General features: G+C 38.6%; 12 protein-coding genes. 5 read left to right on the forward strand and 7 right to left on the reverse strand.

Annotation, left to right across the window (positions count from 1 at the left end; all coding sequences use genetic code 11):
• Positions 1-6 precede the first annotated feature (6 nt).
• Positions 7-1,005, forward strand: coding sequence for a metal-dependent hydrolase (locus tag ACZ5XR_RS24485; protein ID WP_464499077.1), 999 nt, complete (start codon positions 7-9; stop codon positions 1,003-1,005).
• 81 nt (positions 1,006-1,086) lie between these two features.
• Positions 1,087-1,908 (forward strand): undecaprenyl-diphosphate phosphatase, encoded by an 822-nt coding sequence (locus ACZ5XR_RS24490; RefSeq protein ID WP_464499078.1) that lies wholly within the window; start codon positions 1,087-1,089, stop codon positions 1,906-1,908.
• A 358-nt stretch (positions 1,909-2,266) separates the two neighbouring features.
• Here the strand turns inward: ACZ5XR_RS24490 and ACZ5XR_RS24495 are convergent, their stop codons facing one another.
• The 3 genes from ACZ5XR_RS24495 to ACZ5XR_RS24505 all read right to left on the reverse strand — a co-directional run bounded on the left by ACZ5XR_RS24495 (position 2,267) and on the right by ACZ5XR_RS24505 (position 3,599).
• A complete protein-coding gene (locus tag ACZ5XR_RS24495) occupies positions 2,267-2,500 on the reverse strand; it encodes a hypothetical protein (RefSeq protein ID WP_464499079.1) in 234 nt (77 codons plus the stop codon).
• Positions 2,501-2,621: 121 nt separating this feature from the next.
• Positions 2,622-3,125 (reverse strand): hypothetical protein, encoded by a 504-nt coding sequence (locus ACZ5XR_RS24500; RefSeq protein WP_464499080.1) that lies wholly within the window; start codon positions 3,123-3,125, stop codon positions 2,622-2,624.
• Positions 3,126-3,599, reverse strand: a complete 474-nt coding sequence (locus ACZ5XR_RS24505; protein ID WP_464499081.1) for a hypothetical protein — start codon at positions 3,597-3,599, stop codon at positions 3,126-3,128.
• Positions 3,600-3,895: 296 nt separating this feature from the next.
• On the opposite strand from ACZ5XR_RS24505, the gene ACZ5XR_RS24510 reads away from it, so the two are divergent.
• The 3 genes from ACZ5XR_RS24510 (at position 3,896) to ACZ5XR_RS24520 (ending at position 6,950) form a co-directional block, all read left to right on the forward strand.
• On the forward strand, positions 3,896-4,813 hold the full coding sequence (locus ACZ5XR_RS24510) for a phosphate ABC transporter substrate-binding protein (RefSeq protein ID WP_464499082.1): 918 nt from the start codon (positions 3,896-3,898) through the stop codon (positions 4,811-4,813).
• 218 nt (positions 4,814-5,031) lie between these two features.
• Positions 5,032-5,856, forward strand: a complete 825-nt coding sequence (locus ACZ5XR_RS24515; RefSeq protein ID WP_464499083.1) for an aldo/keto reductase — start codon at positions 5,032-5,034, stop codon at positions 5,854-5,856.
• A 176-nt stretch (positions 5,857-6,032) separates the two neighbouring features.
• A complete protein-coding gene (locus tag ACZ5XR_RS24520) occupies positions 6,033-6,950 on the forward strand; it encodes an aldo/keto reductase (RefSeq protein WP_464499084.1) in 918 nt (305 codons plus the stop codon).
• 291 nt (positions 6,951-7,241) lie between these two features.
• Here ACZ5XR_RS24520 and ACZ5XR_RS24525 read toward each other — a convergent pair whose 3' ends face one another.
• The 4 genes from ACZ5XR_RS24525 to ACZ5XR_RS24540 all read right to left on the reverse strand — a co-directional run bounded on the left by ACZ5XR_RS24525 (position 7,242) and on the right by ACZ5XR_RS24540 (position 12,207).
• A complete protein-coding gene (locus ACZ5XR_RS24525; RefSeq protein ID WP_464499085.1) occupies positions 7,242-9,215 on the reverse strand; it encodes a glycosyltransferase family 39 protein in 1,974 nt (657 codons plus the stop codon).
• A 494-nt stretch (positions 9,216-9,709) separates the two neighbouring features.
• Positions 9,710-10,222: a prolyl-tRNA synthetase associated domain-containing protein gene (locus ACZ5XR_RS24530; RefSeq protein WP_464499086.1), complete on the reverse strand. Its 513-nt coding sequence runs from the start codon at positions 10,220-10,222 to the stop codon at positions 9,710-9,712.
• Between the two features lie 40 nt (positions 10,223-10,262).
• Positions 10,263-11,171, reverse strand: a complete 909-nt coding sequence (locus ACZ5XR_RS24535; protein ID WP_464502429.1) for a MurR/RpiR family transcriptional regulator — start codon at positions 11,169-11,171, stop codon at positions 10,263-10,265.
• A 106-nt stretch (positions 11,172-11,277) separates the two neighbouring features.
• Complete coding sequence (locus ACZ5XR_RS24540; RefSeq protein WP_464499087.1) at positions 11,278-12,207, reverse strand: DMT family transporter; 930 nt, start codon at positions 12,205-12,207, stop codon at positions 11,278-11,280.
• Between the last annotated feature and the right edge of the window lie 66 nt (positions 12,208-12,273).

Raw genomic sequence — 12,273 nt, forward strand, 5'->3', positions numbered from 1 at the left:
GATCCTATGGATACTTTTTCGCATATTGTCATCGGCTTGGGAATTGGTGCCCTTGCACAGCTCGATCCATCCGTCTCCGATCATTCTACGCTAACACAAGCAGTTATTATCGGGGCGGTCATTGGTTCAAATGCTCCTGATTTTGACTTTATTTATAGATTGCGAGGGAAAGGCAGCTATATTAGAAATCATCGAGGTTTTTCCCATTCACTTCCTGCCCTTCCCTTATGGGGCATGGTAGTTTCCTGTGGCGTTTATCTATTCTTCCCATCTGCCAATTTTCTTCATTTATTTTTATGGACATTTTTAGCCGTTATGTTCCATTGCCTTTTTGATTTATTTAATGTCCATGGAACACAGATCCTCCTTCCTTTTTCCCGAAAATGGATTGCTTTTGATGCTATTCCCTTAGTAGATCCATATATTTTAATGCTCCATTTTCTCGGCTTCAGTTTACTCCCGTTTTTTCGTAGCGGGAAAACCTTTCTGGCGATTTATTTATTCCTTTTTATATACCTTGTCATTCGAACGTTTACCGCAATTTTAGTGAAAAAGCAATTACAGCATCACTTCCGAAATGCCATTCGCATCAAACTAATCCCACAGACAGCTTTGTTTAAATGGGATGTCATCATTGAGTCGAATGAAGCCTTCCTATTCGGTAATTATTCTGAAGACAGTCTTTTTATTGAACACACCCTTTCAAAAAATGCATACACTCCGGAATTGATTTCAGACAGCAAAAAGGACCCAGCCGTTTCAGACTTTCTTGCGAGTACCCATTTTGCGTATCCATTTGTTCGTGAATGCAAAAGCGGCTTTTTTGTAGATTGGCATGACCTCCGCTTTCGGACAAATAAATTTTTCCCATACCGCGCCATCCTGTTCATTTCCGCTGATTTCAAAAACAAGAGGGGCTATATAGGCAAGTTAAACTCGTTAAAACAATACAAAAAGGTGATGAGGGACTTAAAGAAAAGTAAAGAAGATGTAAAGTTACGGTAAAGAATCGAATAGGTCCACTTTATCCAATGATCCCCTTGCTATAATGAAGTCGATTGATCATTAGAGAGGCAGGAATTTGAAGTGGTTATTATTAAAACAATTGTTTTTGCTATTATTCAGGGTATTACTGAGCTTTTCCCTATTAGCAGTGTGGCTCACGGCGTATTAACTCCTTATGTTTTCCATTGGAATCTTAGCCCAGAGTTCCTAAAAGAACACTTCTTACCCTATGTGGTTATGCTCCATTTAGGGACCGCCGTAGCCTTGCTTTTATTCTTTTGGAGAGATTGGCTTGACCTCATTCGCTCTCTTTTCAACGGAGACGCCAAAACGAATCGTAGAATTTTACTGCTGCTAATTGTCGCAACATTACCAGCAGCCATTATCGGCGTTGTCTTTGAGAAAAAGCTAACCCTTATCTTTAGCAGCGTGACAAGTGCCTCCATCTTTTTAATCGTAAACGGATTCTTCCTTTATTTCGGTGAAAAACTGCGTTCAAGTGGAACCAAGGAGATCAAGGACCTTAAATATGAACAAGCCTTTATCATCGGTTTATTTCAATCATTGGCCTTAATACCTGGTTTTTCCCGCTCCGGTTCTAGTATGACTGCTGGTTTTTGGATGGGGCTCAAGCACGAGGCATCCGCGAAATTATCGATGCTATTGGCCACACCGGTGATTTTGGGAGCAAGCGTCCTTGAAATCCCCAAATTAGCAAAAGGCGGAACACACGGTTTGCTGCAAATGTCCATTGTTGGTGGGATTCTTTCTGGGATCTTTGCCTTTATCAGTGTCTATATCCTAATGAAATGGTTTAAAACAAAAGAAATTAATGCAATGAGACCCTTTGCCATCTATTGTTGGGCAGTAGGAGCAATCATCCTGATAAGTACATTTTTATAAAAATTGGACGGCAGACAAATCTCAAACGAATTTGCTTGCGACTTTTTTGAAAAGTAAAATTAATACGATTTTAAAACTGAGTTAATACTCCTTTTACAATTGAGCTGTATTCTAAAGTAGTACAAGGTTCCAAAAATATATACTTCAAGGAGTGGTCCAAATGCTATCAACAATCCTTAATTGGTTTAAAAACAAACTAGCTGACGATGAACTCGATGAAGATTATGAGGAAGAATTAGACGAAAATTATAATTTCTATTATGGCGATCTCTACTAGAGGATTCGAAGTGGTCTGGCTGTAAATAAAAATATAAAAACCAGCCAACAGGCTGGTTTTTATATTTTGTTCATATTCACTTTACCGCATTACCGTGACGGGGGACTGACCCCATTCCATAAGGGCAGTATTTAATTTGTTTGTATATCTGTTTAATTGGTATTGTGACTCGGATCGGTAGAACAATAGGGCGGTTCTAACGATGGATTCGTGATGCAAGTAATTCAGTTCTCTTTCACAATCTTCAATGTCTTTCTTTTTGGCGGCGATAAGATGATTCAGTTCGATAATCGCTTCATCTAATTCTCTTTTCATTTCTTCCCCTCCTACATTTTAAAGCATTTTTCTCTTTAACGGTTTATGGTCAAGTAATGCCCCAAAAGGGTGAAAAAAATACCTTTTTTGCTGGAATAAGTGGATAAACAGGTATTCCTACCTATCTGCTTTTAAGTAATAATTGGTAGTTCCGTTTAACCAAATGATAAAAAAGTAAGGCTAAACATTGAACGATTAAATAAATAGTAAAAGAATAAGAAAGATGCCAGCCTTTATACGTAAAGAGATGAAATACTTTACATACCCATTCGTATAGAGTACCAGCTACTGTGCATAGGAAAATATAAAGCAGGTTCCAAAGTCCTTTCACCTTCCATTTATCATAAAAGTAAATGAAAAGATAGGAAAATGGGGCATATAAAAGATAGGTAACGAGGTCGAATAAATCGTAGTTTGGTGTATCCATTAAATTATATAAATCAAGTTTGGGTGAAGCCAAGAAATGATCCGAGAGCCTTGCCACAACCGAACCAAAGAACATAAGAAGGATCGTAATCCCTAAAGGAAATCTCCTTGGTAAAAATAGAATAATGGAATAAGAAATAACGATAGAAATAATAAGAAACCATTCATTTTGGTCAAATCTTTGCGGGAGAGGCATCATCTAGAATTGAATCCTTTCTTTTTGTAATATACGACGGTACAACATGAGGCAAAGGCTAGTGATCGCTAAGACCATCAATTGGACAAAAAGTGACTGCCAAAAATGCCATCCTCTATACGTGATGACGTCCCATCGTACCATCCATTGTTCCACAGAATATTGAAGCCCGGCAAAAAACAGCGTCACGATCGATTTAGACACTCGGGATACCATCCTGGGCAGCAAATTGAAATATAGCAGCCAGATAAACGGGTTCATGATTGCTTCATATACTCGGAAAATAATAAAAAGCTCCGTCCCGTTTGCCACCTCCCATACATCTAAATTAATGTACAAAATGGCACAATAACTGGAGACGATGAATTCCAATACCATCATAATAAATATATTCTCGAGTAAAGGAAGTTTTTTATTATACATAACTACGCAAATAATCAAAATGACAGAGACATCGATAAAAAGAGAAAGTTTCATCTGATAGCTTACCTTTCTTTTGAACAAACGGTCATTTCCAGTTTCTTATAAGGTGTTTGAAAATCTAATTCTTATTCTAAATAAGCCAACATTACCATAATTACCCATAATATTATCCTTAGTTCTTGATGTAATCCTTCAATAGATTTAACAAAAGAAATAATATTTACAATAACTCAACATTTATTTACGAACCCTTTATATCTAATTCAAACCGACTTAATACTTTGAAGTTATTATGAAACATGTAAGAAAGAACAAGCAACTAATCAAAATCCTTAGGGGGAAATAAGTAAATGAAAAGTTTGAAAAAGTTTAGTCTGATAACGATTCTAGCAGCGTTAATGGTAGTAATGGCTGCATGTGGTGGCAACACAAATAAAGCTGCATCAAGTCAAACTTCAAACAATACTACAACCCAAACAAAAGAACTATCCGGCTCATTGGTTATTTCCGGTTCAACTGCATTACAGCCATTAGCTTCCGCTGCTGCAGAAGAATTTATGAATAAAAACTCAAAAGTTAGCATTCAAGTAAATGGCGGTGGATCTGGTACTGGTCTATCACAGGTTGCCCAAGGTGCAGTTCAAATTGGTAACTCTGACCTTTTTGCTGAAGAAAAAAAGGTAGATGCGACCCAGTTAGTTGACCACCAAGTTGCCGTAGTTGGTATTACAGCTGCCGTTAATCCTAAAGTTGGAATTAAAGATATTAAAAAAGCTGACCTTATCAAAGTTTTCACTGGTAAAATCACAAACTGGAAAGAACTTGGCGGTCCAGATCAAAAAATTACTCTTGTAAACCGTCCTGATTCTTCTGGTACACGTGCAGTTTTCAATAAATTAGCTTTAGATGGCGCAACACCTGCAGAAGGCATTACAGAAGATTCATCCAACACAGTGAAGAAAATTATTAATCAAACACCAGGCGCAATTGGATACCTTGCCTTCTCCTATTTAACTGATAACACGGTAACACCACTTTCAATTGATGGAGTTCAACCAACTTCAGAGAATGTAACAACTGGTAAATTCCCAGTTTGGGCTTATGAGCACGCTTATACTAAAGGCCAACCAAACGAAATTGCAAAAGCATTCCTTGACTACATGATGAGTGATGAAGTACAAACAAATATTGTGACTAAACAAGGCTATATTCCTGTAACACAAATGAAAGTACAACGCGATGCACAAGGTAATGTGACTAATAAATAGTCGAATTAATGCAAGAGAGTGTCCAAAAGACACTCTCTTTTTCGGTGCCTTTTCGGTGCCTGTCACCATGCCGAAATTTTCGTAATACTAAATACTTTCCCACCCACCTTTTACTGCAGTATAATATAAAGACGATTTATTGGGGTGTTTTTCCAAAATCGGGGGACACTACCTATGCAGCTTTGAATCAAAATATTTTATAAAAGGAGAAAGACAAAATGAATTTTGTTACCCTTAACAACGGATTAAAGATGCCGCAGCTTGGATTCGGTGTTTGGCAGGTTGCCGATGACCAAGCCGCTGCGGCAGTGGCAAAAGCCATTGAAACGGGCTACCGCTCCATTGACACGGCAATGATCTATAAGAATGAAAAAGGCGTTGGGAAAGCGATTAAAGAAGCTTCTGTTCCCCGCGAAGAGCTGTTTATTACAACAAAGGTTTGGAACACTGACCAGGGCTATGAAAATACATTACGGGCATTTGATGAAAGCCTGGAAAGATTAGGCCTTGATTATGTAGATTTATATTTAATCCATTGGCCAACCCCTCAATTTGATGAGTATGTTGATACATATAAAGCACTGGAAAAGCTCTATCATGATGGACGCGTAAAAGCGATTGGCGTTTGCAACTTTGAAATCGAGCATCTGGAGCGCCTATTAAAGGAATGCGAAGTAAAGCCGGTTTTAAACCAAGTGGAATGCCATCCATACCTTGCTCAGAATGAGCTAAAGGATTTTTGTGCAAAGCATGAAATCTTTGTGGAAGCGTGGAGTCCTCTTGAACAGGGCGGAGACGTCCTGCGTGATGAAGTGATTACAAGGATTGCCTCGTCACACAGCAAAACTCCTGCCCAAGTGGTGCTGCGCTGGCATTTACAAAATAATACCATCGCTATCCCAAAATCCGTCACTCCATCGAGAATCGAAGAAAACTTCAATGTCTTCGATTTCGAACTAACAGCAGAGGAAATGCAGGAAATTAACCAACTTAACCGCAATCGACGTAAAGGGCCCCATCCGAACGATATGAATATGCGCTAAGTAGCTAATTCAATCATAGAGCCCATTTTCAACTATTTTAGCTGAAATGGGCTTTCATGTTTTAGGTCAGGCAGTATAATTGGTTCCTACTATTCGCGTGTGTAAAATAAGAATAGGCATGAATGGTTTCACTTAGGTCAAACAAGAAATCCTAATAAATTGGAGGCAAGGGAATCATGAGAACAATGAAACTGGGAAACAGCAGATTAGAGGTGCCGGTCGTTGCAGTCGGTTGCATGCGCATTAACTCTTTAGAAAAAGCTGAGGCTGAGCGCTTTGTCCAAACAGCCTTGGATGAAGGCGCAAACTTCTTCGACCATGCCGACATTTATGGCGGCGGAACATGCGAGGAAATCTTCGCCGATGCCATTCACATGAACGCAGAGGTCCGGGAAAAAATCTTCCTTCAATCCAAATGCGGTATCCGTAATGGCATGTTTGATTTTTCAAAAGAACATATTTTAGAATCGGTTGACAGTATTTTGAAACGGCTGAAAACGGAATATCTTGACGTTTTGCTGCTTCACCGTCCGGATGCGCTTGTCGAGCCTGAAGAAGTCGCAGAAGCCTTTGATCTTCTTGAAAACTCCGGGAAAGTGCGTCATTTTGGTGTCTCCAACCAGAATCCGATGCAGATCCAGCTCCTTAAAAAATCTGTAAAGCAGCCGCTCGTTGCCAATCAGCTGCAATTAAGCATCACCAATGCCAACATGATTTCCAATGGAATCAATGTGAACATGGAAAATGATGCGGCGATCAACCGGGATGGGAGCATACTTGACTTCTGCAGACTGAACGATATCACCATTCAGCCATGGTCACCATTCCAATATGGTTTCTTTGAAGGTGTATTCCTCGGAAGCGACAAATTCCCGGAATTAAATCAGCAGATTGATGAAATCGCCGCCAAATATGGAGTCAGCAACACCACGGTCGCCATCGCATGGCTGTTGCGTCATCCTGCCAAAATGCAGCCGGTCATCGGGACAATGAATATTGACAGATTAAGAGACTGTTGTAACGCAAGCGAAATTCAACTGACACGTGAAGAATGGTATAGCATCTATCGTGCTGCCGGCAATATCCTTCCGTAAATGCCAGACATATTTTTGCTAGAAAGTGAAAAGTCCTTCCAGCTTTTGCTGGAAGGACTAAACTCTCTTATTGACCTTCTCCATTTTCAGTCATGTTTCCCCATTAGCCTATAAAAAACATTTCGTTTTACGTCCTTCGACCTTTTCTTTCAAAATAGCTTATTAATCAAACGTTTGGTTAAAACAGCTGTAACCCTTGCTAAATAAGGATTTCCTCTTGAAAAATAGTAAATTATTTGTCGGGAAATGATTCGACATTCCCAAATGTGCCTGTCACGGGAATGTCCTCACCTATTTCTTCGTAACTAGAGAATCATTTTTCACATATTCATAAAGCTTCATCGTAGAGTTTCCTAAGCCTGACCAACTCCGGTAACTACGATTCATTAAAGATGAATCCTGCCACTTATAAGCTGGTACAACACGGCAATTGGTTTGGATCCAGTTGATTATAGCCGCTTGTTCATTTCCACGCGACTCGCCCTGAAGCAAGAAATATCGGATTTGACCTTCCATGGCCATCTTTTGTAATTTCTCAACCGTTAATGCCGGATCGCTCCCCTTAAACCCACCCATTGCCATAACAGGCAGATTGGTATCGAGTAAGATAGGCGCGGCTGTAGGAGCATCCATTGTGGCAGCCAAGAAAGTTCCTTTTCGATAATTAGCTTTTAAAAAGTTTTCAAGTTTAGGGCTGGCTGTCTTCTCATTCCATATTCTTTGAGTTTTAAGCTCCGGTCCCGCAAACGGTTTTGTTTCTGAGCCTCCATAATGAATTGGCGACATGGCCCATGCCGTCGGAGCAAAAATGATAGCCAAAACAGCTGCCAAGGCAGCAATGTTAGACAGGGCTCTCTTACTAGTATCCTTTAATTTTTGAATAAATAACAAACAAATCAAGGCAAGCAATGACAGTGCTCCAATGGCAAAAGAAACCGGGGTACGTAATGCCGGATACATCCAAACCACTGAAATCTCAAAGGCAGCGTTGCCTACCAAAGCAATCGGTAAAAACCATTTTTTGTCCTTCCTGTTCCATTGATCCCACATTCCTTTAAAACCAACACCAGCCAGCGCAGCAATTCCCGGAGCCATCATAACCATATAATAACTGTTCATCATATTGGCAATATGGCTGAAAAATAGGAACATGGTTAAAACCCACACGGTCCAAAAAATGGCCATCTTCCTCTTTCGACCAAGAGGAGCACGAAAACGCAAACCCCATAGAAGCGATACTATACTAATGAAGGCGATTGGCAATAACCAGCTTAGCTGACCAACTAGCTGAGGAGTGGTAAACAGCCTGAGAAAACCCGAATTTCTATTACCGTGGTTTCCTCCTTTAGACATGATCGTAGAATCGTGACCATTTGATCCAATTGAAGCATAATGATTTCGGCTGCCACCCATTTGGCTATTGGCGTGCTGACCCTGCAGCGACCATGAACCTCCATGTAAACCATGCTGCTGCCCAATCAAGCGGTTGATCCCATTATATCCAGCCGCCAACTCTACCATTGAATTATGTTGCGTACTCCCTACATAGGGCCGCTGGTTTGAAGGGATCGAATCAACGATGACCGACCAGGAAAGGGACACAACAACAAGAACGATAGTTGCAGAAAATAAATGGGCTATTTTTTTCCGCCAGGTCAATTTAGCAGAAAGCAAATAAAATAGATAAAAGGCTGGTAGGACTAGGAATGCCTCCATCATTTTAATGTTAAACCCAACCCCAACTAGAAAATTAGCAAGCAGCAACCATTTTAATGGCTTATCCCCTGTTGTCTTGCTTAGTGCCCATGTTGCCAACAGTGTAACAAACATGAGCATACTATCTACCTCATTGGTTCGGTCTGTCGCTACCACAATGGGGGTAATGGCTAAAAATAGCGCTGAAAGCAGTCCAGCTCCGACACCAAATACACGAGCTACAAGCTGGTATAGTAATGCAACCGATAGAACGCCTGCCAAAGCTTGTGGAAAAAACAGGCTCCAACCTTTAAATCCGAAAATGTATGCACTCAAGGCTTGAAGCCAAAATCCAACCGGAGGCTTATCAATGGTGATAAATCCTTTAGGATCAAATGAATTAAAGAAAAAATTATGCCAGCTGCCCAGCATGCTTTTTACGGCAACAGAATAATAAAGATTTCCATATCCCTCCTGCCCTAACTTATAAAAATTAAGAATAATAGAAATGAATAAAATGGCAGATAACCCCAGGTACTGCCACTTGAATTTTGATTTTAATCGGTTCATTGTCCCTCCAATAACCCTCATTTTTTTTTCAAAACCTTTCATAATCGCCCTTAATGCATAGAGACGGTTTGGTAAAAGGCCCAAACATAATTGTAGAAGAATGTATTAAATTTCATCTAAAGATTAAATTAAATTTATCTTACTAATCTATTAAATGTGTAACTCCTAAAAATCCACACGCCAAATAACCCTCCAACATCCTGCATTTGGAAGGTTTAGAGTTATTTATATGAACTAGTTTTAACGCTTTAACGTAGTGGGGGACTGACCCCCATCGCAACATGGAATATATTAGCATATTAATAAACATTGAATATATAAACATATATTTGTATAATTATACTGGGTTGGATGGTTAATGTGAACATCATAGTATTTAGCGTAGGTGGGGCTAGTACAGAGTAAAATCGAGAGGTTTCCTTGATTTCGCAAAAAATGAAAGCGGTTAAACCAAGATTCCTTTATAATCTTGGTTTATTCCATGAAAAAAATGTTCAAAATTGTGACGCTGGAAATTTTATCATTGAAACAGGATTATGGATCGAATCAAGATATCTTTTAAAGTCTTGGACTGAAAGATTAACTGTTGCTGTATTTACATTGGGATGAAAGTTAATTGAGTCTATATCAAGTAAATCACTGTCTAATACAACCTGCACATGGTTAGTCGTATCATTTATCAATCCGAAAGCGCCGACTGCTCCTGGATAAACCTTTAAATATTTATCCAGCCTTTCAGGAGAACCAAAACTTAGGCGGGTGCTACCAATAAGATTAGGTAAACTTTTCAAATCTACATTCTTATCTTCTGACACAATCACTAAAAAATGTTTATCCCCTTTTTGATTTCTTAAAAATAAATTTTTGGTATGTCCTCCGGGAATCGTCATATCCAAATTACGTATTTCTTCAACTGTGAAAACAGGTATATGTTCATACCTCTTAAAAGGAATGTTTAGTTGTTCTAAAACATCATATACACTTTGTTCCTGCTCTAGTGTTTTCATGTTGTGCTTTCCTCCTCTCAAATAATGATTTAATCTAGTTTTAATAAGAAAAAGTAATATTCTTTTCTAAAAGCGTTTTTTCCAATCTTTTCAACTTTTTAATTGATTCTTCTGATGATCGTTTACCGATTTCAATGACCAATGCATCAATCAATGCCATAATAGGTATGACTGAAAATTGTTCTTCACTTACTTCTACTTTCAATGTTACAGATGCATATGAAATAATTGGACATGAAATATGGTCTGTTATCAATATAATGCTATTACCTAATTCATGGGCCAGCTTAACCGCGTCGATAATTCGATTTGTGTATGGTTCGAATGCAAAAACCACTAAAATTTCATCTTTTTCAAATTGCAAAATCCTATCATAAATGACTTCCGTATCATGGCCTAGTTGCCTAATCTTAGGATAGAATTCTCCAAGCAACAGTTCTAAATATAAGGCAGTTGCTCTGTACGGCCGAGTACCCAAAACATTGATATAACTTGATTTTAAAATCAAATCAATCGCATTTTCGAAGTTTTCCATTAAATTAGAATCCAATGATTTATTTAATAAATGAACTGATTCTTTCCAAACCTGCATCAAAGTTGAAACTTTCTCTTCATCTGTTTGAATTTCTGTCAAGGACTTCTTTAATGTCCATTTTGAGACAGATGGCACCGATTCACCATAGATATCTTTACGTAAGTCATTAAAACTTTCATACCCTAAAGCATTGATCGTACGCATCACGGTTGAAATACCAACTTTGGCATGTTCCGAAAGCTCTTTAACTGTTATCAATCCTAATGACTGATAATTTTTTAGAATATAATCACATAACTGTCTTTGTCTTTTTGGTAAAGAATCTTTAATCTCCATGATTTTATGAATGGTTGTTCCTGGATTATCTAATATCATTTGAATCACCTTTTTACCTTCAATTTGTAGATTATCCATCAAAATTGATTTATCTTTAGTCTATTATATCCCATATTCAAGAAAATGGCCCAATTCAAAAAGGACGCCACCTGAATGGCGCCCGTTCATATTAAGGGTAATCTGATTAGCCTTTTTTATAGGTTAAGGCAGCCGGGGTAAGGTTCTTAGCCTTAGACCGCTTCTCTGAGACAAGAATGGCTGAATACAAAACCAATCCGATCCCTAATACCTGCCACCCCCTCAGATGTTCCCCAAGAAAAAGTACTCCAGATAATACGGCAATAAGGGGTTCTATCGTTGCTAAAATGGAAGCCTTACTAGCTTCTAAGTGTTTTAGACCTGAAGTGTACAAAACAAAAGCTGCAACCGTTGATACTAACGCTAACAATAGCGCTGACACCCATACATCTACATGTTGAAATTGACAGGTCTTTCTTATGATGTCACTTGTCAGTAACATAAAAATACTCGTATAAAGAAATGTGTACGTTGTAATGGTCAATCCAGAATACCGTTTAGTTACAGGTTTACTGAAAATACTGTACAATGCATAACAAAATCCAGATAAAATCCCCATTACCAATGTTTTCATAGGTATACCTTCCTGACCGAATGGCAGTAGACCTACAACAAAAGCACAACCTATAATAGCAACGGCAAGTGCAATGCCTTTACGAATGGTCAACGGTTCTTTAAAAAAGAGCCGGGATAGAATGGTGACAAACAATGGACCTGTATATAAAAGGGTTACGGCAAGAGCTAAACTCGATTTTGAAAAAACTTCAAAATAAAAAAAATTAAAAAAAGCAATGCTTAAAATTCCCGCACCAGCGAAATAAAGATGATCCTTTAATCTGGTACGTAACTGATCACGATAAAATACTGCCATAAGCAGAATTAAGAAAACAAAGGTAAAAATAGCCCGAATCGCAACTACGTCCCAAGCCGTGAAGCCGTGAGCATACAATGGAGCAATAAATAAACCAATAAGTCCCCAACATACCGCACCAAGAATTGTAGTAAGATAAACTCTCAAACTTGGCCGTTTTTCCATATCATTCACTTCCTATTAAGTTGTATGCTAATTTCAGTTCATTTTAAAAAGGGAATGACACCGGTC

This window comes from Neobacillus sp. Fa239 (assembly GCF_055395235.1).